Annotated in this window: 19 protein-coding genes; 10 read left to right on the forward strand and 9 right to left on the reverse strand. The window is 71.5% G+C overall.

Annotated features, from left to right (window positions below):
• Positions 1–11 precede the first annotated feature (11 nt).
• From guaA to OG917_RS21205, 4 genes are all read left to right on the forward strand, one after another.
• Positions 12–1,586 (forward strand): glutamine-hydrolyzing GMP synthase, encoded by a 1,575-nt coding sequence (gene guaA / locus OG917_RS21190; protein WP_328319170.1) that lies wholly within the window; start codon positions 12–14, stop codon positions 1,584–1,586.
• Positions 1,587–1,850: 264 nt separating this feature from the next.
• Positions 1,851–2,591: a class II aldolase/adducin family protein gene (locus OG917_RS21195; RefSeq protein WP_443059094.1), complete on the forward strand. Its 741-nt coding sequence runs from the start codon at positions 1,851–1,853 to the stop codon at positions 2,589–2,591.
• A gap of 190 nt (positions 2,592–2,781) precedes the next feature.
• Complete coding sequence (locus OG917_RS21200; protein ID WP_328319172.1) at positions 2,782–4,065, forward strand: hypothetical protein; 1,284 nt, start codon at positions 2,782–2,784, stop codon at positions 4,063–4,065.
• A gap of 161 nt (positions 4,066–4,226) precedes the next feature.
• Positions 4,227–4,754, forward strand: coding sequence for a DoxX family protein (locus OG917_RS21205; protein ID WP_328319173.1), 528 nt, complete (start codon positions 4,227–4,229; stop codon positions 4,752–4,754).
• Here OG917_RS21205 and OG917_RS21210 read toward each other — a convergent pair.
• Both OG917_RS21210 and OG917_RS21215 read right to left on the reverse strand, forming a co-directional pair.
• Entirely contained in the window at positions 4,664–5,050 is a 387-nt protein-coding gene (locus OG917_RS21210; protein WP_328319174.1) for a hypothetical protein, read from the reverse strand. The genes OG917_RS21205 and OG917_RS21210 overlap by 91 nt on opposite strands.
• A complete protein-coding gene (locus tag OG917_RS21215) occupies positions 5,040–6,332 on the reverse strand; it encodes a PspC domain-containing protein (RefSeq protein ID WP_328319175.1) in 1,293 nt (430 codons plus the stop codon). The genes OG917_RS21210 and OG917_RS21215 overlap by 11 nt, the downstream gene beginning before the upstream one ends.
• Positions 6,333–6,462: 130 nt before the next feature.
• Between OG917_RS21215 and OG917_RS21220 the strand changes: the two genes are divergently transcribed.
• Together OG917_RS21220 and OG917_RS21225 are read left to right on the forward strand one after the other, a co-directional pair.
• Positions 6,463–7,749 carry a PspC domain-containing protein gene (locus tag OG917_RS21220; protein WP_328319176.1) on the forward strand — a complete coding sequence of 429 codons (1,287 nt, stop codon included), beginning with the start codon at positions 6,463–6,465 and terminating at the stop codon, positions 7,747–7,749.
• The gene (locus tag OG917_RS21225) at positions 7,746–8,498 is read left to right on the forward strand and encodes a response regulator transcription factor (protein WP_328319177.1); all 753 of its coding nucleotides are present in this window, start codon (positions 7,746–7,748) and stop codon (positions 8,496–8,498) included. Before OG917_RS21220 ends, OG917_RS21225 begins: the two co-directional genes overlap by 4 nt.
• Before the next feature lie 156 nt (positions 8,499–8,654).
• On the opposite strand, the gene OG917_RS21230 is transcribed toward OG917_RS21225, so the two are convergent.
• Both OG917_RS21230 and OG917_RS21235 read right to left on the reverse strand, forming a co-directional pair.
• Positions 8,655–8,924 (reverse strand): hypothetical protein, encoded by a 270-nt coding sequence (locus OG917_RS21230; protein ID WP_443058998.1) that lies wholly within the window; start codon positions 8,922–8,924, stop codon positions 8,655–8,657.
• Between the two features lie 29 nt (positions 8,925–8,953).
• Positions 8,954–9,931 carry an SPFH domain-containing protein gene (locus OG917_RS21235; RefSeq protein ID WP_443058999.1) on the reverse strand — a complete coding sequence of 326 codons (978 nt, stop codon included), beginning with the start codon at positions 9,929–9,931 and terminating at the stop codon, positions 8,954–8,956.
• Between the two features lie 290 nt (positions 9,932–10,221).
• On the opposite strand from OG917_RS21235, the gene OG917_RS21240 reads away from it, so the two are divergent.
• Positions 10,222–11,397 carry an alpha/beta hydrolase gene (locus tag OG917_RS21240; RefSeq protein WP_328319178.1) on the forward strand — a complete coding sequence of 392 codons (1,176 nt, stop codon included), beginning with the start codon at positions 10,222–10,224 and terminating at the stop codon, positions 11,395–11,397.
• Here the strand turns inward: OG917_RS21240 and OG917_RS21245 are convergent.
• On the reverse strand, positions 11,352–12,413 hold the full coding sequence (locus OG917_RS21245) for a C40 family peptidase (protein ID WP_328319179.1): 1,062 nt from the start codon (positions 12,411–12,413) through the stop codon (positions 11,352–11,354). The genes OG917_RS21240 and OG917_RS21245 overlap by 46 nt on opposite strands.
• Before the next feature lie 520 nt (positions 12,414–12,933).
• On the opposite strand from OG917_RS21245, the gene OG917_RS21250 reads away from it, so the two are divergent.
• A complete protein-coding gene (locus tag OG917_RS21250; protein ID WP_328319180.1) occupies positions 12,934–13,287 on the forward strand; it encodes a hypothetical protein in 354 nt (117 codons plus the stop codon).
• 160 nt (positions 13,288–13,447) lie between these two features.
• Here the strand turns inward: OG917_RS21250 and OG917_RS21255 are convergent, their stop codons facing one another.
• Together OG917_RS21255 and OG917_RS21260 are read right to left on the reverse strand one after the other, a co-directional pair.
• Complete coding sequence (locus OG917_RS21255) at positions 13,448–14,938, reverse strand: UDP-N-acetylmuramoyl-L-alanyl-D-glutamate--2,6-diaminopimelate ligase (RefSeq protein WP_328319181.1); 1,491 nt, start codon at positions 14,936–14,938, stop codon at positions 13,448–13,450.
• Between the two features lie 663 nt (positions 14,939–15,601).
• Complete coding sequence (locus tag OG917_RS21260) at positions 15,602–16,759, reverse strand: C40 family peptidase (RefSeq protein WP_328319182.1); 1,158 nt, start codon at positions 16,757–16,759, stop codon at positions 15,602–15,604.
• 464 nt (positions 16,760–17,223) lie between these two features.
• Here OG917_RS21260 and pcrA point away from each other — a divergent pair, with 464 nt between their 5' ends.
• Entirely contained in the window at positions 17,224–19,734 is a 2,511-nt protein-coding gene (pcrA, locus tag OG917_RS21265; protein ID WP_328319183.1) for a DNA helicase PcrA, read from the forward strand.
• Positions 19,735–19,970: 236 nt separating this feature from the next.
• On the opposite strand, the gene OG917_RS21270 is transcribed toward pcrA, so the two are convergent.
• A complete protein-coding gene (locus OG917_RS21270; RefSeq protein ID WP_328319184.1) occupies positions 19,971–21,593 on the reverse strand; it encodes a M23 family metallopeptidase in 1,623 nt (540 codons plus the stop codon).
• 266 nt (positions 21,594–21,859) lie between these two features.
• Complete coding sequence (locus OG917_RS21275) at positions 21,860–22,876, reverse strand: esterase/lipase family protein (protein WP_328322063.1); 1,017 nt, start codon at positions 22,874–22,876, stop codon at positions 21,860–21,862.
• A 351-nt stretch (positions 22,877–23,227) separates the two neighbouring features.
• Between OG917_RS21275 and OG917_RS21280 the strand changes: the two genes are divergently transcribed.
• On the forward strand, positions 23,228–23,641 hold the full coding sequence (locus OG917_RS21280; protein ID WP_328319185.1) for a cobalamin B12-binding domain-containing protein: 414 nt from the start codon (positions 23,228–23,230) through the stop codon (positions 23,639–23,641).
• Positions 23,642–23,647: the final 6 nt, after the last annotated feature.

The following is a 23,647-nucleotide window of genomic DNA, read 5'->3' on the forward strand; positions in this document are numbered from 1 at the left end:
AAGGCCGCCCCGTGCCAGCAGCACCCCCCGCCGCCCCCGACGTCGTCCTTGTCGTCGACTTCGGCGCCCAGTACGCCCAGCTCATCGCCCGTCGCGTCCGTGAGGCGCGGGTCTACAGCGAGATCGTGCCGTCCAGCATGCCGGTGGCCGAGATGCTGGCGAAGAACCCGAAGGCGATCATCCTCTCCGGCGGCCCGTCGTCCGTGTACGCGCCGGGTGCGCCCTCGGTCGACCGCGCGCTCTTCGAGGCCGGGGTGCCGGTCTTCGGTATGTGCTACGGCTTCCAGCTCATGGCGACCACCCTCGGTGGCACGGTCGACGACAACGGCGCCCGGGAGTACGGCCGCACCGGTCTCACCGTCTCCAAGTCCGCCTCCACCCTCTTCGAGGGCACCCCGGCCGAGCAGCCGGTGTGGATGTCGCACGGCGACGCCTGCTCGGCCGCTCCCGAGGGCTTCACGGTCACCGCGTCCACGGACGTCGTGCCGGTCGCGGCCTTCGAGAACGACGAGAAGAAGCTGTACGGGGTCCAGTACCACCCCGAGGTGATGCACTCCACCTACGGACAGCAGGTACTTGAGCACTTCCTCTACCGGGGCGCGGGCATCGACCCGGCGTGGACCACCACGAACGTCGTCGACGAGCAGGTCGCGCTGATCCGCGAGCAGGTCGGCACCAAGCGCGCCATCTGCGGGCTCTCCGGCGGCGTCGACTCCGCTGTCGCGGCGGCGCTCGTGCAGAAGGCCATCGGTTCCCAGCTGACCTGCGTGTACGTCGACCACGGGCTGATGCGCCAGGGTGAGACGGAGCAGGTGGAGAAGGACTTCGTCGCCGCCACGGGCGTCCAGCTCAAGGTCGTCGACGCCGAGGACCGCTTCCTGAACGCGCTCAAGGGCGTCTCCGACCCGGAGCAGAAGCGCAAGATCATCGGCCGGGAGTTCATCCGGGTCTTCGAGCAGGCCCAGGCCGAGATCATCGCCGACGCGGGCGAGGACGTCGCGTTCCTGGTGCAGGGCACGCTGTACCCGGACGTCGTGGAGTCCGGCGGCGGCACCGGCACCGCCAACATCAAGTCCCACCACAACGTGGGCGGCCTCCCCGACGACATCGAGTTCGAGCTGGTCGAGCCCTTGCGTCAGCTCTTCAAGGACGAGGTCCGGATGGTCGGCCAGGAGCTCGGCCTGCCGGAAGAGATCGTCCAGCGCCAGCCGTTCCCCGGCCCCGGCCTCGGTATCCGTATCGTCGGTGAGGTCACCAAGGAGCGGCTCGACCTGCTGCGCGAGGCCGACGCCATCGCCCGCGAGGAACTCACGGCGGCCGGTCTCGACCGGGAGATCTGGCAGTGCCCCGTGGTGCTGCTCGCGGACGTGCGGTCGGTCGGTGTCCAGGGCGACGGCCGCACCTACGGCCACCCGATCGTGCTCCGGCCCGTCTCGTCCGAGGACGCCATGACGGCGGACTGGACGCGGCTGCCGTACGAGGTGCTGGGGAAGATCTCGACCCGCATCACCAATGAGGTGGCCGAGGTGAACCGGGTGGTGCTCGATGTGACGAGCAAGCCCCCGGGCACCATCGAGTGGGAGTAGCCCGGCTGCCCGGCCCGGCCGGCATCCCCGCGGCCGACGAGCGCCGCCGTACCGGACACCCGGTGCGGCGGCGCTCTCGCCGGCCCACCCGTCCGTCGGTGCATATCTCTTTTCACCTGCGGTAACGCGCGGTAGCTTCCGGCCATGACTGAGATACCGGCCCCGCTGCCGCCCTCCGCCACCGGTCCGCTCCACGCCCCCGGCCCGGCCGCCGCGCCTGCCCCGGCGCCCGAGCCCGTACCGGTCGATCAGCTGCGGTTCGCGATGCCGCCCGTCCACCGGACGCTCACGGAGGAACGCGAGGACCGCAAGGCGAGGCTCGCGGGGGCGCTGCGGCTCTTCGGGCAGTACGGCTACGAGGACGGCGTCTCGGGCCACATCACCGCACGCGACCCGGGGTACGCCGACTGCTTCTGGGTGAACCCCTTCGGGGCGCCGCTGGCGGAGCTGGGGGCGCGCGATCTGATCCTGGTCAACGGCGACGGGCAGGTCGTCGAGGGCCGCCACCACGTCAACCAGGCCGCGTTCGCCGTGCACGCCCAGGTGCACCGTGCCAGGCCCGCCGTCGTGGCGGTCGCGCACAGCCACTCGCTGCACGGGCGGGCGCTCTCCGCGCTGGGCGAGCTCCTGGAGCCCATCACGCAGGAGGCCTGTGCGTTCTACGAGGACCACGCCCTCTACGACTCCTACACCGGTGTCGTCGTGGACGAGGAGGAGGGGCGCATGATCGCTGCCGCGCTCGGCGACCGCAAGGCGGTCATCCTCCGCAACCACGGGCTGCTGACGGTTGGCGACTCGGTCGACGCGGCTGCCTGGTGGTTCCTCACCATGGAGCGCTCCTGCCAGGTCCAGCTCGCCGCGCGGGCCGCGGGCAAGCCCGTGCTGATCGACCACAGGAACGCGGTCACCACCCGTGAGCAGCTGGGCAGCGACCTGGTGGCCTGGATCAACTACCAGCCCCTGTGGAGGCAGATCAGCGGAACAGGTCCCGGCGCGGGGGCGTGAAACGGTCCTGCATGCCTGCTCCCCAGGCGCTCCCCGAGCCCAACCGTCAATCTGACGCCCCGTCAATCACCCTGCCTGTTCCGGCCTGCTGCCGTCGCGCATCCATCGGTGCGGCACAATTCCCATGGACTGCAAGGAAGTTCAAGGTGTGCAGGGAAGTTCACGGGGCGGAAAAAGGGCGGCGTTCTGCGTGGCGGTACAGGAAGCAAGACAGGGCGAAGGCCCGCACGCCGGGGCGCACGGCGGCGGGTGCACATGCCCGGACTGCCCGCACGGCGCACGCGAGGGGCACCGGCGCGCCGTTGCCGCCTTCCTCGCCAGGCGCGACGGGCTGGCGGCCGGTGAGGGCCTGCCCGCCGGGGTCGCCCACTCGACCGGGGCGTCGCGCCAGTGGGTCTCCGACGAACTGACGGAATCGGCGCAGGCGGTGGCCGAACGCGCCCGGGAGGCAGGCGAGGCCTGGTTCCAGCAGGTCTGGGTGCGCACCCTGCTGGTCGTGTGGGGGAGCGTGGTGGCGCTCGTGCTCACCGAGACCGCGACCGCGATCGGTGCGGGCTGGAGCACCGCCCGTACCGCCGGGCTGATCGCCGCTGTGCTGACCGCCGTACTGCTGACCGGCGCGGCCCGCACCCACCGGGCGCGCGGGGGGCTGCTGGCCCCGGTGATCGGCGAGGACAACCGGCTCTCCACTTCCCGGGCGGTCGCGGGGGTGTGGGTGCTGCTCGTCGTCTTCGCCGTCCTGGTGCTCGCGCTGCAGCTCGCCGGCGCCTCCGGCCACGGCAGGCGCGACGACCTGATCTCCGGACTCGAACTGGCCAGGGGCGCGGGCCTGGTGACGGTGCTCGCGCTGGTCTGCGCCATCGCGGTGGTGGTGCGGCGCGTGGTCGCGCTGCGGGTGCTGGCGCAGAAGCTCCAGAAGGTACGCGCCGACCGCCCGCGCGCCTCGGACCTCCTCACGGACGATTCGGGGCGCGGCAGTTTCGCGGATGTGCAGTACGTCCTGGTCAGCTCGGCCGCCGTGCTGTTCGCCGCGGTCCGCCTGGCCCGCCGCCCCGGTCAGCTGCCCGACCTCCCGTGGGGGCTGGCACTCCTGGTCGTGGTCTCGGCCGCGACGTACTTCGCCGGCAAGTACGCGGAGGGCGGCCGGCCCGTGGTGCTCTCCGTGGTCAGGTCGCGGGAGGCGGGCGACCTGGACGCCCCGATCCGTACGGGCGACGACATCGAGATCCGCGGTGCGGGATTCGTGCCGCCCGGGGCGCGGACCCCGGACCGGCTGGCGCGGCTGATGGTCCGGATCGGCACCGTCCACGTCCATGTGCCCCTGGTCCCGGTGCCGGGCGGTTTCGCCAACCCGTCGGACACGGTGCTGACGGTGCCCGTGCCGGTGGAGGTCGAGCCGGGCCGGGTGGAGGTGCGCGTCGTGACGGCGGCCGGGGTGGAGACGGCGGCCTGCGAGATCGACGTGACGGACTAGACCGGGACTCTTTCCGGCCGACGCCCCGACATGGGGACGAGGCGTCCCGCAGCCCCGGTGGGGCACCCCGTTCGCGGCGCGGTCCTGCGGCCGCGCAAAATCATGACTGCGCCCGCCGCACCGGCACGCGCTACGGGGCAATCGGAAGGCAGGGCCAGGCGATGTTTCAGGGATACCGGACGGGCACACCCATCGGGATAGGCGGCAGCGTCCGCAGCCGGAACGGCGGCTGGAAGGAGACCGCCGGGCGGTACTCGCTGCTGCCGCTGCGGATCTTCCTCGGCATCACCTTCCTGTACGCCGGTATCGACAAGCTCACCGACTCCGCCTTCCTGCACGCGACAGGCGCCGGTTCCCTCGGTGAGCTCATGCACTCCGTACGCGGCTCCGCGGCCGTCCCGGCCCTCGTGGACCTGGCCCTGAAGAGCCCGTCCGGCTTCGGCTACGCGATCGCCATCGGTGAGATCGCCGTCGGCGTCGGCACCCTGCTGGGGCTGTACGGCCGCGTCGCCGCGCTCGGCGGCGCCCTGATCTCGCTGACCCTCTGGCTGACCGTGAGCTGGCAGGCCACGCCGTACTACTACGGCAACGACCTCGCCTACCTCATGGCCTGGCTGCCGCTCCTGCTCGCGGGGTCGCCGCTGTTCTCGGCGGACGCCCTTCTGGCCGCCCGGCGGCGGATGCCGTAACCGACCGTGCTGGCGATCCCCGCCAGCACCAGCCCGGCGGCGAGCAGCGGCAGCGCGGCCACCGGGGGCGTTCGCCAGAGGCCGCCCGCGTCACCGAGATAGACGGCCGCGATGCCCAGCAGCACCAGCCCGGCGACGGCCTTTCCCGGCCGGAACTCGTGCCGGAACTCCCGGCCCGGCCGCCCGGACTTCGGCTCTCCCGGCCGCGGTCCGGAGAGCCGGGCGCCTCCGTCCCCGCCCCCGGGGCCCGCTCCGGGGGCCGCCGCTCCGCCCAGTCCTGCTCCGTCACCGTGCACGGGTCACCTCCGCCTGTCCCAGGCCGACCTCCAGATGCAGGTCGACCGTGCCTCCGGGCCTCCCACCGCCCTGCGGGGCGAGGGTCACCCGCCTGTCCCGGGCGGGTGAGATGTCGATGTCGTTCTGGTTCTCACCGGGCAACCGGACGTCGCCGAGCCCCACCTCGGCCCTGAGCCGTACGGTCACATTCTTCGGCACGACGACCGACACCCGCCCGGCGCCGACCTCCACCTGTGTACGGACGGTCGTCCCCGCCGGTACGCGCAGCCCCCGGAGGTCCAGCGTCCCGGAGCCCGTGCCGACCTGGTAGCGGGGATGCACGGCCGATACCGAGGCCGGCTGCCACTGCCTGCGCATCCAGTCCGGGGTGACGGTCTTCGGCAGGGCGCTCGCGCCGGCCAGCAGCGCCGTCGTGAGCACCACCAGGACGAGCGTGCCGGACCCGGTCCTGCCGATGAACGAGCTGAGCAGCAGGCCGAGTCCGAAGACGGCGAGCGCGCAGGCGAGTCCGGTCTGCAGACTCGTGCCGACCGGGAGGCTGTGCCAGGTGAGGCCCGTGCCGAGTCCGGCCGCGACCAGTGCGACCAGGAAGAGCCGGCCGCCGACAGCGCGCGGCCCCCGGCTCGACGCGGGGGCCGCCGCCCAGGGCGACCTCCGGGACGGCGGCGGATCCGGTGTGGTGTCCGAGGGGCCCCAGAGATACCCGGAACCGATGGGGCCTGTGGTGCCGTCCTTGATGATCGGGTCCCGCCACCAGGAAGGCCCGCCCGGCGTCGGCGGCGCCTGCGTCTCCGGTGGCGCGTCCGGCACCTTCTGCCCGGCCGGTTTCTGCCCGGGCACCCGCTGCGCGCCGGCCGGTTCCGGGGTCTCGGGGCCGGTGAGCCTGCGGCGCTCGGACCAGACCGCGGAACCTGCGGTCGCCAGCGACAACAGGGCCGCGAAGACCAGCACCGTCACGTAGTGCAGCATCGACAGGAAGAGCCCGCAGCCGATCAGCGCACAGAGCACCGCGGCCATGGAAGCGCCCTCGACCCGCCCGGTGAGCAGCCTGCGCCCCTCGTTCTCGTCCTCGCCGTCCAGCTGGAGCAGCAGCCAGGCGAAACCGTAGAAGATCAGTCCCACGCCGCCGGTCACCGCCAGCACACCGAGCACCACCCGGAAGACGACCGGGTCCAGGTCGAAGTGCCGGCCGAGCCCCCCGCAGACCCCGGCCACCACCTTGTTGCTCCGGTGGCGCCGCAGGTGCGGTCGCGGCTCGCTCAGCGGCGGCAGGGTTGTCATACCCCCATGGTGACGGCCGCCCGCCGCGGCCGGGGACCGCCGCGACCCTGGCCGATCCCTGATTTCGTACCCCGGAACCAGGGGGTTTTCCCTGATGCCCGCGGAGGCCCGGCCATGTGACGATCGAACCATGCCAGCCGCCCCGCCCCGCTCCGCGGGCGCCGCCCCCGAAGCCCCGGACGGCCCCGCGCCGCGCAAGCTGTACCGCAGCGCCGAAGGGCGGATGCTGGGCGGCGTCGCCCGCGGGCTCGCCGGACACCTCGGGGTGCCCGTCTCCTGGGTGCGGGCCGCTTTCATCGTGCTCTTCGCACTGGAGGGGCTGGGGGCGCTGCTGTACGCCGCGTTCTGGTTCGTCGTGCCGCTCGGCGCGGGCGGGGTCGAGCGGCACGCCACGCAGCCGCCCCCCGACGAATCCCCGGACGGCCGCCGCCGGCTGCGCAGGCCCGACCGGGGCCAGATCGTCGCCCTCATCGCGCTGATCGTCGGGGTTGCCGTCTTCATCGGGAACGTGGACATCGGCGGCGACGCCAGCCCGTACATCTGGCCCGTGCTGCTCATCGGCGCCGGTGTGGTCCTCGTCTGGCGCCAGGCCGACAACGCGCGCCGCGCCCACTGGTCCGAGGTCGGCCGCAGCAGCAGACTGCTCCCGCTCGGCCGCGCTCTGGCAGGGGTCGTGCTGGTCGGTGTGGGGCTGGCGGCGTTCCTGGTGATCCGGGGCTCGGCGGCGCAGCTCGGCAATGTCCTGACCGCCGCGCTCGCCGTCGTCGCCGGCATAGCGCTGCTGGCGGGCCCCTGGCTCGTCCGGATGACCCAGGACCTCTCCCAGGAGCGGCTGATGCGCATCCGCGCCCAGGAGCGCGCGGAGGTCGCCGCCCATGTACACGATTCGGTGCTGCACACCCTCACCCTGATCCAGCGCAACGCGGAGGAGCCGGGCGAGGTCCGCAGACTGGCCCGCGCGCAGGAGCGCGAACTGCGCGCCTGGCTCTACCGGCCCGAGGGCACAGGCAAGGACAAGGACGACGAGCCCGAGACCGTCGCCGATGCGGTCAAGCAGTCCGCAGCCGAGGTGGAGGACAAGCACGGGGTGCCGCTGGAGGTGGTGGTCGTCGGCGACTGCCCCCTGGACGAGAGGCTGTCGGCCCTGATGCAGGCGGCACGCGAGGCCATGGTCAACGCGGCCAAGTACGGTGGCGAGGGCGGGGCGGTACAGGTGTACGCGGAGGTCGAAGGCCGTACGGTCTTCGTGTCGGTACGGGACCGGGGGCCCGGCTTCGACCTCGACGCGGTGCCCGGCGACCGTATGGGCGTAAGAGAATCGATCATTGGCCGTATGCAGCGCAACGGCGGTACGGCAAGCCTGCGTTCCGCTCCCGACGGCGGCACCGTAGTGGAACTGGAGATGGAGCGAGCATGACCGAGCCCACCGACCGTACCGAGCCCACCGACCGTACCGGGGCCGACCGGGCCCAGGGGGACGCGGACAGCGCACTGCCCGGGGAGGCCCGGAGGGTGAGGGTCGTCCTCGTGGACGACCACCGGATGTTCCGCACGGGGGTGCAGGCGGAGATCGGCCGTACCGAGTCGACGGGTGTCGAGGTCGTCGGTGAAGCGGCCGACGTCGACCAGGCGGTCACCGTCATCAAGGCCACCCGCCCCGAGGTCGTCCTCCTCGATGTCCATCTGCCGGGCGGTGGCGGCGTCGAGGTGCTGCGCCGCTCGGCCGCGCTGATGTCCCACGCGGAGCACCCGGTCCGCTTCCTCGCCCTGTCCGTTTCGGACGCGGCGGAGGACGTGATCGGTGTCATCAGGGGCGGCGCCCGCGGATACGTCACCAAGACGATCACCGGCACCGACCTGGTCGACTCGATCTTCCGGGTGCAGGACGGTGACGCGGTCTTCTCCCCCCGCCTCGCGGGGTTCGTCCTCGACGCCTTCGCTTCCACCGACGCACCGCCGGTGGACGAGGACATGGACCGGCTGACGCAGCGTGAGCGGGAGGTGCTGCGCCTCATCGCGCGCGGTTACGCGTACAAGGAGATCGCCAAGCAGCTCTTCATCTCGGTGAAGACGGTCGAGTCGCACGTCTCGGCCGTGCTGCGCAAACTCCAGCTCTCGAACCGTCACGAGCTCACCCGCTGGGCGACGGCCCGCCGGCTGGTCTGACGGCGGCGGGACGGAGGCGAGACGGCGGAGGGACGGCGGCGCAGGACCGGCTGATCGGCCGGCGCCGCGTCGACGCCCCCGGCCGGCTCGTCAGCGACAGGGCCGGCCGGGGGCACCGATGCGGACCACCGGCCGGGCGCCCGTGAGCCGGACCCGTCAGCCGGTCCCGTCGCCGCGGCCCGGGCCCGGTGGCCTGCCGCGGCGGGGGAGGGCGCCCGCGTCGCGCGGCAGCCGTCCGGCGTCGGAGAGGGCCTTGCGCAGCAGGAACTCGATCTGGGCGTTGGCGCTGCGGAGTTCGTCGGCCGCCCAGCGCGCCAGGGCGTCGTGCACGGACGGGTCCAGCCGCAGCAGCACCTGCTTGCGTGCCCTGGCCGCCCGCGGTGGCCGGCCGGAGGGGGCCGGGGTGCCGGCGCTCTCGTCGCTCACTGGCCCCTCCTCCACTGGCCCCTCCCCGCTCACTGGTAGAGAGAGCCGGTGTTCAGGACCGGCTGGACGGCGCGGTCGCCGCACAGCACCACCATCAGATTGCTGACCATGGCGGCCTTCCGCTCCTCGTCCAGCTCCACGATGCCCTGTTCGCTGATCCGGACCAGGGCCTGCTCGACCATACCGACCGCGCCCTCGACGATCTGCTGGCGGGCCGCGACGACCGCGCCGGCCTGCTGGCGCTGGAGCATCGCCGAGGCGATCTCCGGGGCGTACGCGAGGTGGCTGAACCGGGACTCGATGATCCGGACCCCGGCGGCCTGCACGCGTGCGGTCAGTTCGAGCGAGAGCTTCTCGGTGATCTCGTCGGCGTTGCCGCGCAGGGAGAGCGCGTTCTCGTCGTGTGCGTCGTACGGGTACTCGATGGCGATATGACGGACGGCCGACTCGGTCTGGGTCGCGATGAACTTGCGGTAGTCGTCCACCTCGAACAGCGCCTGTGCGGTGTCCTCGACCTTCCACACCACGACAGCGGCGAGCTCGATCGGGTTGCCGTAGGCGTCGTTGACCTTCAGGACCGACGTCTCGTTGTTCCGCACCCGGGTGGAGATCTTCCGCGAGCTGGTCAGCGGATTCACCCAGCGGAGCCCGTCCTGGCGGATCGTGCCCACATACCGCCCGAAGAGCTGGATGACGCGGGCCTCGCCCGGGGCGACCATCTTCACGCCGGTCATGCAGAACAGGGAGACCACCAGTACCACGATGCCCACGATGACCAGGGCCGCGCCCAGTCCACTGCCGGCGACCCCGCCGCCGATGAGCAGACCGAGCCCCACGGCCGCGCCGAGCAGAGTGAGCAGCAGGGCGAAACCGCCCGCGATGCCGTGGGCCTGGGTCTCGTACACATGCGGCGTCGGCATCTCGGGGGCGTCCGCCTCCAGCCCGGCTGCGGTCGTCGTGGCCGGCCTGTCGGTGGGCGTGGGGTCCTGCCCGGGTGTTCCCGTCATGGTGTTCTCCCTCGTTTTGCTAACCAGAGTGCATCAAAGTGATATCTAATTTAGCCGCGTCTCCACGGATGGGCAAGGGTGGTGCTCCGCCCGTGACGCCCTCCTCGCGGGCCAACCGCCGCCCGACGGGCGGGGCGTGTACGCGTATGGGCAGGTATGGGCAGAGTCGGCCAGGGCCGCACAGGGAACGGGCATATACCGTACGTGTGGCGTCATCGCCGTACGTGACGACGTAAAAAGGGTGCAAAACAGGTAACCCCCTGTTCCAATAGGGCATCTTTCCCCACGTGATGAGCTTGACGGGAACCCCGTTCTTCCTGACCGCGATCGCCATGATGGGCGTCGCGGTGCTGCTGCCCCTGCTGCTGTGGGGACGCGTCGCCGGTCCTGCGGCCGTGCGCGGTGCGGCTCGGCTGGTGATGGTGCTGTTCGCGCAGGCGACCGCGGTGCTGGTCGTCTTCGTCGCGGTGAACAACAGCAACGGCCTCTACGACAGCTGGGCCGACCTGCTCGGCACCGGCAACCACGTGGTCGCCGCGCCCGATCTCGGCGCCGACGGTCTCGGCGGGCGCCAGCTCGCCTCCGAGCCGCACCAGCGGGCCGCCTTCAAGCCGGTGAACGATCCGCGCATGGGTCACGGGGTGCGCAGCACCACACTCACCGGGCAGGTGTCGGGGGTGCGCGGCGAGGTGTACGTCTGGCTGCCGCCCGAGTACGACGAACCGGCTTTCCGCCACCACTCCTTCCCGGTGGTCGAGTTGCTCTCCGGCTTCCCCGGGACGGCGAAGGCGTGGTTCTCCAGCCTCGGCGCGGAACGGCAGCTGGCGCCGTTGATGGAGGAGGGGCGGATCACCCCGTTCATCCTGGTGTCGCCGCGCACCTCACTGCTGGGCAGCCAGGACACCGGCTGTGCCAACGTGAACGGACTGATCAACGCGGACACCTGGCTGAGCGTCGATGTGCCGACGATGGTGAACGACACCTTCCGGGCGAAGCGCGGAGCGGCCGGATGGGCGGTCGCCGGATACTCGGCGGGTGCGCACTGTGCGGTCAAGCTGGCGCTGGCGCACCCCGACCGGTACCGCGCCGCGGCCGGGCTCTCCGGCTACAACGATCCCGCGGCCGAGCGCGCCTCCATCACGGCCAAGGACCCGGTGCTGCGGCGCAGGAACAATCCGCTGTGGATCCTGCGCCATGCCAAGACCCCGCCGCGCGTCTCGCTGTTCCTCTCCGGTGCGCCGCGCGACGGGTTCCGGGACGGCCTGGCCCTGCGCGCCGCGGCCAAACCACCGACGTCGGTGCAGGTCATCCCGGTGACGGGCGGGCACAGTCTGGCCGTCTGGCGCAAGCAGGTGCCTGATGTCTTCACCTGGCTGAGCGCGCAGTTCAGGCCGGGGGTCAGGGCCGGCGCGCCCGTCGCTCAGGTGCCCGACACCGGCCGGGTCGCGCCCGCGAAGGGCATCTGACCGATCGGCGCGAGCCGGACCGGGGCGCCGGGGTGCGGGGCGTGGATCATCCGCCCCTCGCCCACATAGATGCCGACGTGGCTGATGCCGGAGAAGAAGAACACCAGGTCGCCGGGGGCCAGCTCGGAACGGCTCACCCGCTGCCCGGAGTTGATCTGGGTGTACGTGGTGCGCGGGAGCGAGATCCCCGCCGAGCGGTACGCGGCCTGGGTGAGGCCGGAGCAGTCGAAGGACGAGGGCCCGGTGGCCCCCCAGGCGTACGGCTTGCCGAGCGCGCTGTAGGCGAACGCGACCGCCCGCGCCGCGCGGGAGCCCGGGGCGGCGACCGGGCCGCGTACCGCTGAGCGGGTGGCGGCCTGTGGGGCGGCGGACCTGCCGTCGCCCCGGGCCTCGTACCGCGAGCGCTCGGGGGCCGACAGCCGGGAGAGCAGTGCCTCGGCCGCGCGGATCTTGCTCTGCACGGTGGTCTTCTGCTTCTTCAGGCCGGCCTGCTGCGTCCGCAGCCCGCTGAGGGCGGAGTCCGCCTCGGAACGCAGCTGGGCGAGCTGCCCCATCTGCCGGCGCACCCCGGCGACCCGCGCGGCCTGCTGGTCGCCGGCCCGCTCCACGTAGGCGGCCCGGTCCAGGTACCGCGCCGGGGCGGAGGAGAGGAACACCTGCAGGGACGGGTCGATGGATCCGTTGCGGTACTGGGCCGATGCCGTCGAACCGAGCGCGGAGCGCGCGGTGTTGAGCTGCTCCGTCCTGCGGGCGGCCTGATCGCGCAGGGAGCGCAGTGACTTCTCCGATGCCGCGGTCCTCTCCTTCGCCCCGTCGTACTTCTCGGTGGCGGTCTCCGCCTCCCGGTACAACGCGTCGACCTGGGCTCTGACCTGAGCGGGGGTGAGGCGCGGCGCCGCGTTGCCGACGCCCTGGAACGCCGTGGCGGATGCGGCCCCGGCGAGGGCGAGTGTCGCGGCGGTCCGGGCCGCGGGGCCGGTGAGCGGGCGTTGCCTGGGTTTTCGGTGAGCGGCCACGAGGGCGTCCACGTCCTTCCGTACGTCCTTGCCGTATCCGCGGGGGAGCGGGAGCGGATACGCGCCCGGCGGCGGGCCCGCACAGGGGGAGCGGGTCCGCCGCCGGATCTCTCGGCGGTGATGACCGGCGGCCGTCCGGTCGCGGGCGGCGGTGGGGAGCCGGTCACCTGAGCAAGAACGCTAAACCTGGGGTTATGGGAACGAGACCTGATGGGACATAGTGGTCAAATCTGGCCTTCACTGACTGCTGTTGACCGTATGGGGTCGATTGTGTCGAGGTCCTGGGCGGTGCCACCCGGTCCTGCTGCCGCGCCGGACGTCCCTGCGGCAGCCGCGCCGGGCCTCTCCGCGGCAGCCGCGCCGGGCCTCTCCGCGGCGGCTGCGCCGGGCCTCTCCGCGGCAGCCGCGCCGGGCCTCTCCGCGGCGGCTGCGCCGGGCCTCTCCGTGGCGGCTGCCTGCCGGGACGGGGGGCCGGGACCGGTCGCAACCGCCCGGGAGGCGGTGGCTAAGGTCGAATCCCATGGACGTACTCATCAATGCCTTCGTCGGCCTGCACATCATCGGTATCGCCGCACTGCTCGGCGGCTTCCTGACGCAGATGAAGGCGATGCGCACCGGCGAGGCCCGGTTCGGCCCCGCGATGCTGCACGGCGCGCTGACGATGCTGGTGACAGGGGTGGCGCTGGTCGGCCTGAACCAGGCCGACGGGAACACCATCAACACCGTCAAGATCGGGATCAAGCTGGCGATCCTGGTGGTGATCCTGGGGCTCGTCTATGTGAAGCGGGACGACGAGCGGATCGACAAGGGCCTCTTCGGCGCGGTCGGCGGCCTGACGGTCGTCAACATCTTCATCGCGGTGCTCTGGACCTGAGCGGGCGGCCGTAAGGGGGCCCGCCAGCACCGCCCGTACGGCCGGTGCCCGCGCCTCGGTCCTGTGTCGGGCCGTGAGCCGGTCCCGTACGGCCGGCCGCGGCACGGGTCCCGCCCCTGGGTGCTGACGGCCGGGGCCCGCCCACTCCTGGTCGGCCGGCCTACTGCTGTGCGGCGGACAGTTCGCGCACCGTGGCCATGTCGCTGAACGGGATCAGCCGGTCGCCGACGATCTGGTACGGCTCGCTGCCCTTCCCCGCGACCAGCACGATGTCGGCCGGGCCCGCGGCGGACAGGGCGAAGGCGATGGCGTCGCGGCGGTCGGCGATCCGCTCGAACGGGGTGCCGGTGCCCGTCAGCCCCGGCGCGACCTGGTCCATGATCGCCTCGGGGTCCTCGTCGCGGGGGTTGTCCGATGTGAGGACACACAGGTCGGAGTGGGCCCCGGCGATCTCTCCCATCAGCGCCCGCTTGGTGACGTCCCGGTCGCCGCCGCAGCCGAAGACGGTGATCACGCGGGCCGTGGCGAAGTCCCGCACCGCGGTGAGCACCTTCTCCAGGGAGTCGGGCGAGTGCGCGTAGTCCACGATGACGGACGCGCCGTGCGGAGCCTCGAACCGCTCCAGACGCCCGGGGACCGGGGGCATCCGGTCCAGCGCCGCCACCAGGCCGTTCAGGTCGTGGCCCAGGAGGTGGCAGGCGGCGAGCGTGGCCAGCGCGTTGGAGACCGAGAACCTGCCGGGCACGGGGATCGCGGCCGGATACTTGCGCCCGTCGTGGTGGAGCGTGAACCGCGTGCCGAAGGCGTCCATGTCCAGGTCGGTCGCCCGGTAGTCGGCCTCGGCGTCCAGGGCGTACGTACGGACGAGACCCGGCATCATCGCCGGGATCAGCGCGCCGACCGGGTCGTCCGCGTTGACCACCGCGCGCCGGCAGAGCCCGTCGAAGAGCCGGAGCTTGGCGTCCCGGTAGTGCTCCATCGTGCCGTGGTCGTCCAGGTGGTCCTGGGTGAGATTGGTGAAGATGCCCACGTCGATGAAGGCATGGTCGACCCGGTGGTTGAGCAGGCCCATCGATGTGGCCTCCAGGACCACGGTGGCGACCTCACGGTCACGCATGTGCCCCAGCAGGTACTGGAAGTCCGGCGCCTCGGGGGTGGTCAGCACCGAGCGCGGCATCGGGATCACCTCGTCACCGATCCGGTTGCCGCCCGTCCCGATCACGCCCACCTTCGCGCCCTCGGCGATCCGCAGCACGGACTCGACCATGTACGAGACGGACGTCTTGCCGTTGGTGCCGGTGACCGCCACCATGTCCATCGACCGGCCCGGTTCTCCGTGGTAGCGCGAGGTGATCAGCGCGGCGGCCTTACGGGTGTCGGCCACCCGTACGACGCAGGCACCCCCGGCCGAGGGCCACACCGCGGCGGGAAGACCCGGTGCGGGCTCCTCCACGAGCACTGCCACGGCGCCGCGGGCCAGCGCGGAACCGACTGCTCCCGGGCCGCCCTCGCGGTGCCCGGGGACCGCGATGAAGAGCGAACCCGGCGAGACCCGGTGGGCGTCGAAGCACGCTCCCGCTGTGACCCTCGTTCCCGGATCGCCCAGCAGTACTTCGTGGTCGTGCCCGGCCAGCAACTCGCTCAACTTCACAGGGGTCCTCTCGGGTGCGGCCCGCCCGCCGGCGGTCGCGGGAAGCGACGCAGGCGGTACGCCGGAGGCGCGGGCCACGGGGGTAGCGGGGGGTGCGGGATGTGCGGTGGGGGGAACTGTTGTCGCCGCAGGTGCTCACGGCGGTGTGGTGCGGGCTGCCGCGGCAGGTGCACACGGTGGTGGCGGTGCGGTGCGGTGCGGTGCGGGGCGTACGGCGCGGGCGCGCCGGGGGAGTTCGCCGCGGCGCTCAGAAGAGGGCCGGGGTGCGACAGGGGTCGCCCGGAGTCGTAAGCGGCGGGCGCGTCGTCAACAGGGAGTGGACCGGACGCGGGCGCCGGTCGGACAGGTTGCTAGCCGTGACCGTGCAGCGCACGGCAGCGCGCCCGGGGCGCCTCGGGACCCAGCGAGCGCGGGGCCTGGACCAGGCTCTCCGTCACCGCATGTATGTGTCCCATACCGGCAGTGTACGCGCCCCGCGACGCCCGGCCGTCCGGGAGCGGAGCGGCCGTGGGCCCGCCCTGCCCTGCTGGTCCGTGGGTCCGCCCCGCCCCCACGCTGGTCCGTGGGTCCGCTGTGCGGACGGGTGCTCCGGTGGCGGTGTGCGGTGCGAGGTGCGCGGTGGCGGCCCGGTGTCCGGTGCCGGGTGGGGGCCGGCGCCCGGTGTCAGGCGGGCCGCACGCTGCCGTAGATCGGCATGTAGTAGATGGACTCCTCGCGCACGAAGGCCCCCGGCTTGGGGGCGTGGATCATCATCCCGTCGCCGATGTACATCCCGACGTGGCTGATGTCGTCGTAGAAGAAGACCAGATCGCCGGGGCGCAGGTCCTTCGTCGCGACCCGGGTGCCGGTCTTCACCTGGTCCCAGGTGGTCCGCGGGAGGTTTACGCCCGCAGCCTTCCAGGCCGCCTGGGTGAGGCCCGAACAGTCGTAGGAGCTGGGCCCGGTGGCGCCCCAGACGTACGGCTTGCCGATCTGGGCGCGGGCGAAGGCGAGGGCCTCGGCGGCCTTGCCCGACGTCGTGCCGGTGCCGGAGCCGGAGCCGCTGCCGGTGCCTGAGCCCGTGGTGGAGCCGGAGCCCTTGCCGGTGCTGCCCGCGGCCTCGCGCTTCTTCTCCGCAGCGGCCTGCTCCCGGGCCAGCTTCGCGGCCTTGCGCCTGGCCTCGGTCTCCTTCTTCTTCTCCAGCGCCGCGAGCCGTGCCCTGTCCTCGGCCGTCAGCTTCGAGAGCACCTGCCGCGCCTCGCTGAGCTTCGACTGGACGGACTGCTTGTTCGCCCTCAGAGCCTCCTGCGACTCGCTCAGGCTCTCCAGGCTGCGGGCCGCCTCGCCGCGCTTCCTGGCTGCCGAACGCTGCTGGGTCCGGTAGTCGGCGACGGCCTTCTCCTGGCGGTCGCCGAGCCGCTTCAGCAGCTGGTCCTGGTCGAAGTACGACTGGGGGTCGTCGGCGAGGAGCAGGGTGGCCGTGGTGGAGAGCGTGCCCTCGCGGTACTGGGCGGCGGCGTAGTTGCCGAGCGCGCGGCGGGAGTCGTTCAGCTTCTCGGTGCGGTCGGCGACCTGGTCGAGGAGGGTGTCGACCGTCCTGCGCTGCCCGGCCGTGGCCTCCTCGGCCTGGTTGTAGCGCTGGGTGGCGGTTCCGGCCTGCTGGTAGAGCCCGTCGACCTGCCTCTGCACCTCTTCGATGCTCGGCTTCGGCTTCGCCGCGGGCCGCGGCGCCGCGCCGGCACTCTGGGCGAACAGCGAGACCGACGCGAGGGCCGCGGTCGTGATGGCGACGGCGGGGGCGGTACCGCGTACGCGGGAACGCGGCTTGCGGTGCGTTGCCAAGACGGGCAATTCCTTCCGTGGACCGCCTGCCGGGGCGGCGGTGCGGTACGGACTCGGCGCGGACCACTCGCTCCGGCGGGGTTCGCCGAGGGGGGTACGTGCGGTCCTGAGCGAGCAAGATAGCCAACTCCTGTGACGGGTGGGAAGACTGATGTTCGATATGCCCGATACATTTCCGTGACCTTGCCGCCGCGTGCACCGGCTGGTCCTGTCCGAGCGGTCGCATTCCGTGACCTTGCGTCACGCGATCGTGGAGGGACGGCGCCGGGCGATGTGAGGGGAGGGGGAGAGGAGAGAGCCTCCGGCATCGGGCGGTGGGCCGGTGCGGGGCCCGGGGGGCCTGTAGGGAGCGGGGCGGCCGGGGGTGGCCGGGGGCGGGGGTAGCCGGGGGGCGGGGGTGGCCGGGGCACCGGCCGGACGTACGGCCCCGGACTGTCACTGGCTCGGCCTAGACTCGGTGGACGATGAGCAGCCTCTTTGACGACAGCTTCCTGGCGAACCTCCAGCCCCCGGAGGAAGAGCCCCCGCCGCCCGCCGAGGACTCCGCCGGCGGCCACGCCGGAGGGAGCCACCCGCCGGAGGAGGTCCCGCACGACCTCTTCGCCGGTGCGTGGCCCACCTCGGGAGGGGCCCCGTCCCGGCACGACGGGTACTACCGCGACGGCGCCCCGCGCCCCGCGGTGGATCCCGCCGCGCTGCTCGAAGGGCTGAACACCGAGCAGCGCGCCGCCGTCGTCCACGCCGGTTCGCCGCTGCTCATCGTGGCCGGTGCCGGGTCGGGCAAGACCCGGGTGCTGACCCACCGGATCGGGCACCTGCTCGGATCGCGCGGGGTGCACCCCGGTCAGATCCTCGCGATCACCTTCACCAACAAGGCCGCGGGCGAGATGAAGGAGCGCGTCGAGGAGCTGGTCGGCCCGCGCGCCCAGGCCATGTGGGTCATGACCTTCCACAGCGCGTGCGTGCGGATCCTGCGCCGCGAGTCGAAGAAGCTCGGGTTCACCTCATCGTTCTCGATCTACGACGCAGCCGACTCCAAGCGGCTGATGGCCCTGGTCTGCCGCGACCTGGACCTCGACCCGAAGAAGTTCCCGCCGAAGTCCTTCAACGCCAAGGTCTCGAACCTGAAGAACGAGCTGATCGACGAGGAGACCTTCGCGGGGCAGGCCGCTGGGGGCACCTCCCAGACGGAGTCTGGGGGAGGATTCGAGAAGACCCTCGCCGAGGCGTACGCGCTCTACCAGGCACGTCTGCGCGAGGCCAACGCGCTGGACTTCGACGACATCATCATGACGACGGTCCATCTGCTGCAGGCCTTCCCGGACGTGGCCGAGCACTACCGGATGCGCTTCCGGCACGTCCTGGTCGACGAGTACCAGGACACCAACCACGCCCAGTACACGCTGGTGCGCGAGCTGGTCGGCCCGTCCGGTGAGGGCAAGGCCCCCGGCGAGCTGTGCGTCGTCGGTGACGCGGACCAGTCCATCTACGCGTTCCGCGGGGCCACGATCCGTAACATCCTCCAGTTCGAGGAGGACTACCCGGACGCGACGACGATCCTCCTGGAGCAGAACTACCGTTCCACCCAGACGATCCTCTCCGCGGCCAACGCGGTGATCGAGCGCAACGAGAACCGCCGCGCCAAGAACCTGTGGACCGAGGCCGGCGAGGGCGCGAAGATCATCGGCTATGTCGCGGACACCGAGCACGACGAGGCGCAGTTCGTCGCCGAGGAGATCGACCGGCTGACCGACGCGGGCGACGCGAAGGCAGGCGACGTCGCCATCTTCTACCGGACGAACGCGCAGTCCCGTGTCTTCGAGGAGATCTTCATCCGGGTGGGCCTCCCGTACAAGGTCGTCGGCGGGGTCCGGTTCTACGAGCGCAAGGAGGTCCGCGATGTGCTGGCCTATCTGCGCGTCCTGGCCAACCCCGAGGACACCGTCCCGCTCCGCCGTATCCTCAACGTGCCCAAGCGTGGCATCGGCGACCGCGCCGAGGCGATGATCGACGCGCTCGCGCAGCGGGAGAAGGTCAGCTTCCCGCAGGCGCTGCGCCGGGTCGACGAGGCGTACGGCATGGCGGCCCGCTCGGCCAACGCGGTCAAGCGGTTCAACGTCCTGATGGAGGAGTTGCGCACCATCGTGGAGTCGGGCGCCGGGCCCGCCGTGGTGCTGGAGGCCGTCTTCGAGCGGACCGGGTATCTGGCCGAGTTGCAGGCGTCCACCGACCCTCAGGACGAGACCAGGATCGAGAACCTCCAGGAACTCGCCGCTGTCGCCCTGGAGTTCGAGCAGGACCGCAGCGACGAGGAGGGTACGGGAACGCTCGCCGAGTTCCTGGAGAAGGTGGCCCTGGTCGCCGACTCGGACCAGATCCCCGACGAGGAGGAGGACGGCTCCGGCGTCATCACCCTGATGACACTCCACACGGCCAAGGGGCTCGAATTCCCCGTTGTCTTCCTGACCGGCATGGAGGACGGCGTCTTCCCGCACATGCGGGCGCTCGGACAGGTCAAGGAGTTGGAGGAGGAGCGCCGGCTGGCGTACGTGGGGATCACCCGCGCCCGCGAGCGGCTCTATCTGACGCGCTCGACGCTGCGCAGCGCCTGGGGCCAGCCTTCGTACAACCCCGCCTCACGCTTCCTCGAAGAGATCCCCGCACAGCACCTGGAGTGGAAGCGCCTGGGTGCCATGGCGGCCCCGGCGGGTCCGACGTCGGGGGTCTCCTCGTCGCTGTCCTCCTCGCGTTCCCGCGCGGGCTCCGGCAGGGCGTCGGGATTCGCGACGCGACGGGCCGGCGACAAGCCGGTGATCACGCTGAACGTGGGGGACCGGGTCACCCACGACCAGTTCGGGCTGGGGACAGTGATGCAGGTGACGGGGGCGGGCGCGGATGCCCAGGTCACGGTGGACTTCGGCGACGAGCGCCCGAAGAAGCTACTGCTGCGCTACGCACCGGTCGAGAAGCTGTAGGCGGGGCATCGGCCCCTCCGGGGCGGGTCCCGGCAGAGCATCCGGCATCCGGCTGTGACATCCGGCTGTGACCTCAGGCCGGGTGCGAACCTGCATCAGGGTCGGCCCCGGCCAGGGTTGACCCGGGCCAGGGCCGACCCGGGACAGAGCCGACCCCGTTCGAGTCGTGCGCCCGCCCGGGGATTACGGGGCAGCCCTCGGAGCGGGTTCTCGGCTCGGGTTCCCGGCTCGGATTCTCAGGTCGGGTCGAGGCCGTGGCTGCGCAGCCACGGCAGCGGGTCGATCGCCGCGCCGCTGTTGGGCCGTACCTCGAAGTGCATGTGCGGCCCGGTCGAGTTCCCGGAGTTACCGGAGTACGCGATGACATCGCCCGCTTTGACGGAACCGGAACGGATCTTGGTGCTGCTGAGATGGCAGTACCAGGTCTCGGTGCCGTCGGGCGAGGTCACCATCGCCATGTTGCCGTAGGCACTGTTCCACTGCGTGCGGACGGTGCCGTCGGTGGCGGCCATGACGGGCGTTCCGTAGGAGACGGGGAAGTCGATACCGGTGTGCACGGACATCCAGTTGACGCCGGCCTGGCCGAAGTAGGCACTGAGCCCCTTCTGCGTCACCGGCAGGACGAACTTCGGCCGGGCCGCCTCCTTGCGCGCGGCCTCCTCGTCGGCCTTCTTCTTCGCCGTGGCCTGCCGCTGCTTCAGATCAATGCGTTCCTGCGTACGGCTGGCGCGGTCGGCGAAGTCGTCGGCCTCATGACTGAGGTCGGCGAGCTGGCTGTCCAGCTTGCTGTTGGCGGCAACCGGCTTGACGGACGAAGGGTCGGCTGCGGCCTGAGTCGTCGTACCGCTGTCCTTGCTGCTTCCCCCGATCCCTCCGACGGTCGCGGCGGCAACCCCGGCCGCGCCCATCACACAGACGGAGGGGACAGCGATGGTCATCAGTGCGGAACGCTTGGCCGGCGTACGGCGGCGGCCGCCCCGGCCACTCGGGGAACGACGCGAGGTGGGAGGGGGCCCGTCCACAGGGGCGACGGCCGTATGGACCGGCCACTCCGGGAGTTCGGGCGTGCTGAACCCGGCGGTGTGGTGCGCTGCGGCGGATTCCGCCGACGGGGCTTCCGTCCCCCCGGCTCCTGTGTCACTGGATCCTGTGCCGCCAGGTCCTGCTGTGGCGTGTTCCGGTGTGCTGTCCTCGGTTCCCGGTCCGCCGGCCTCCGCGAGTTCGACGGCGGCGAACTGCTGCGTCGAGTGCGGAGCTTCCTCGGCGGGTGAGTTCCAGGCGGTGGCATCGTGGGCGCCGGTCTCGTAGGCACGTGAGCCGAACGCCCCGGTGTCGAACGCTCCGGTCTCGAACGTCCCAGTGTCGAACGCTCCGGTGCTGTACGTGTCAGTGCTGTACGTACCGGTGTCGTACGGACTGCCGCCACCGGGCTGCGCGGGCCACTGCTGTGTGGCGTCGGCGTGCGCGAACTGACGAGTGGAGTTCCAGGCGTTGGTGTCCCATTGCCCGGTCGTGTCGTAACCGGATGCGTTCTCGCCGGATGTGTTCGGACCGGTGGCGCCGTGACCGGCGTCCTGCCCCGGATAGCCGTAACTCTGGGGCTGGGGCTGGGGCTGGACGGCCCACTGGCCGGTCGACTGGTACGCCGTGTCATATCCGGGGGCCGAATGGGTACCAGTGGCCCACGGCGAGGCGTCGTACTCTCCGCTGTGTCCTGCTCCGTCGGTGTCGTGAGACCCGTGCGTGAATCCGTCCGACATATCTCCGAAGAGCGGGTCGACGGCAAAGGTACCGGTGGGGCTGCCGCCTGAGTACTCGTCGTATCCGACGTACCCGGCGTGGGGTTGCTGGTCGTTCACCAACGTCTCTCTCGCCTCGGCGGCAGGGCCCTGCGTCGGGGGCACCCCCGGTGGAAGCAGTGGCGCGACTGTACCCGGCAGTACGCGGCGGCGACAATCTTCGGCAGGTATCGGACGCGCGAGAAACGGGCATTCGGCCGACTTTCGACGAGCTATGTGCACAGCCTTGGCCGGGCGTTCGGGAAGCGTTCGACGTTGCGGTGTCTTTTGACCGTTAGTTCCTCCTTTTCTTTCACTCGTTCTTTCGCACGCTCTCCGCACGCTGGTCAGGCGACTGAGATGACGCTTTCCCGGGTGCCGGTTGCTGATCCACCGGACGATTCGAGCGCCTGCCGGATCGCGGCGACGACAGCCGGGTGAACCGGCAGCGCGAGGTGTCCGATGCCGGTGACCTTGACGTTCGTCGTGATCAGATCGGGGTGCTCGATGCAGCCGGCCTCGACCGGGATCATCAGACGGTCGAGTTCGCTCCAGAAACTCACGAAGCGCGTGCGGCAGCCGGGTGCGGGCTCGCGCAACTCCTCGATCACATCGGAGCGCGGAAGCATCTGCCGTACGAGTGGATGGGCGCTCATCAGCTGCGCGATCTGAGTCCCTTCGTGCGGCGTGCCGAGCGTGACGAGGGTGTGGACCCTCTTGTCACCCTTCAGCCGCTGTACGTAATACCGGGCGATCAGGCCGCCGAGACTGTGCCCGACGATGTCGACGTCCCGGTGACCGGTACGGGCGCAGATCTCTTCGATGTGGTCCCCCAGCAACTCGGCCGCCGCCCGGATGTCGCAGGTCAGCAGCGAGTAGTTGAGCGACTCGGGGTGCTGCCACCCGTGTCGCAGAAGAGAGCGGCGCAGCAGGACGAAGACGGAGCGGTTGTCCACGAAGCCGTGCAGGAGTACGACGGGTCGATGCCCCTGGTCGGAGGGGGGAAGGTGCCCAAGCGTGGACGCGCCTTCGGCGGAGGGATCCTGGTCGGAGGACTCTCCGGCGCGCGGCTTCCCGAGGGCACGGCTGCTCGGGTTGCCGAGAGGGTTGCCCTGCGGATTGCGGAGGGTGGTGCCGGACGGCGGGCTGGTGAGCCCGTCAACGCTCCTCGGGCCTGTGGGGGCACCAGGCTGGGCGCTCAGCGGCACATCGGCCCGGCGCTCATCGGCGATCCCGGAGGGATACAGGAGCATATGCCCGGCGAGAATCGCGAGATCGAGGGCCGTGGCGCGCAGTGGTACGGAGGAGAGCTGGAGCTGGTGCACCAGCCATTGGGGTGAGAGGAATTCCGGCAGCACCTTCATGGGGCGACCTCCCGAACCGCGCAAGGGGGCGACCTTGTCCCCGTACGCACTCATGGGTGCCACGGAAGCGTCCTCGGCTGGCATGGCCGACATGTCAGCTTCCGTACCATCCACCGTGAAGTCGATGGTACGGGTGTTGCGGCGCTCTCGCCTGCGGCTCCCGTCGCGCGGCACCCTCGCCGGCCCGATCCCGGCCGCCGGCCCGGACCTCCGGCCGAGCGCGAGGTGCGACGCATAGTGACTGTGTCCCATGTGTGATTTCCCCCTCCCTGGCTGCCGTGAAACGGCTGGTTGCGGGATGCTGCGGATAACGTTCGTTCACGTTCGTTCGCATCGTGCATGGAGGCAGTGATGGGTGTGGTCGGTCCGATCCGCGTAGTGGTCGCCAAGCCGGGCCTCGATGGGCACGATCGCGGGGCGAAGGTCATCGCACGCGCGCTGCGGGACGCCGGTATGGAGGTCATCTACACCGGCCTCCACCAGACGCCCGAACAGATCGTGGGCACAGCCATCCAGGAGGACGCCGACGCGATCGGCCTCTCCATCCTGTCCGGCGCCCACAACACGCTCTTCGCCAAGGTGCTGGAGCTGCTGAAGGAGCGCGACGCGGAAGACATCAAGGTCTTCGGCGGCGGGATCATCCCCGAAGCGGACATCGCGCCGCTGAAGCAGCTGGGTGTCGCCGAGATCTTCACCCCGGGCGCGACGACCACATCGATCGTCGACTGGGTCAACGCGAACGTACGACAGCCCGCGGGCGCCTGACCGCCC

Origin of the sequence: Streptomyces sp. NBC_00388, assembly GCF_036061255.1 — a bacterium.
Taxonomy (GTDB): Bacteria; Actinomycetota; Actinomycetes; order Streptomycetales; family Streptomycetaceae; genus Streptomyces.

Coding starts and splice junctions, on each gene's coding strand:
- OG917_RS21195 (WP_443059094.1), top strand. CDS start 1,851: ATGCCGCCCGTCCACCGGACGCTCACGGAGGAACGCGAGGACCGCAAG.
- OG917_RS21205 (WP_328319173.1), top strand. CDS start 4,227: ATGTTTCAGGGATACCGGACGGGCACACCCATCGGGATAGGCGGCAGC.
- OG917_RS21215 (WP_328319175.1), bottom strand. CDS start 6,332: ATGACAACCCTGCCGCCGCTGAGCGAGCCGCGACCGCACCTGCGGCGC.
- OG917_RS21220 (WP_328319176.1), top strand. CDS start 6,463: ATGCCAGCCGCCCCGCCCCGCTCCGCGGGCGCCGCCCCCGAAGCCCCG.
- OG917_RS21225 (WP_328319177.1), top strand. CDS start 7,746: ATGACCGAGCCCACCGACCGTACCGAGCCCACCGACCGTACCGGGGCC.
- OG917_RS21235 (WP_443058999.1), bottom strand. CDS start 9,931: ATGACGGGAACACCCGGGCAGGACCCCACGCCCACCGACAGGCCGGCC.
- OG917_RS21240 (WP_328319178.1), top strand. CDS start 10,222: ATGAGCTTGACGGGAACCCCGTTCTTCCTGACCGCGATCGCCATGATG.
- OG917_RS21250 (WP_328319180.1), top strand. CDS start 12,934: ATGGACGTACTCATCAATGCCTTCGTCGGCCTGCACATCATCGGTATC.
- pcrA (WP_328319183.1), top strand. CDS start 17,224: ATGAGCAGCCTCTTTGACGACAGCTTCCTGGCGAACCTCCAGCCCCCG.
- OG917_RS21275 (WP_328322063.1), bottom strand. CDS start 22,876: ATGAAGGTGCTGCCGGAATTCCTCTCACCCCAATGGCTGGTGCACCAG.
- OG917_RS21280 (WP_328319185.1), top strand. CDS start 23,228: ATGGGTGTGGTCGGTCCGATCCGCGTAGTGGTCGCCAAGCCGGGCCTC.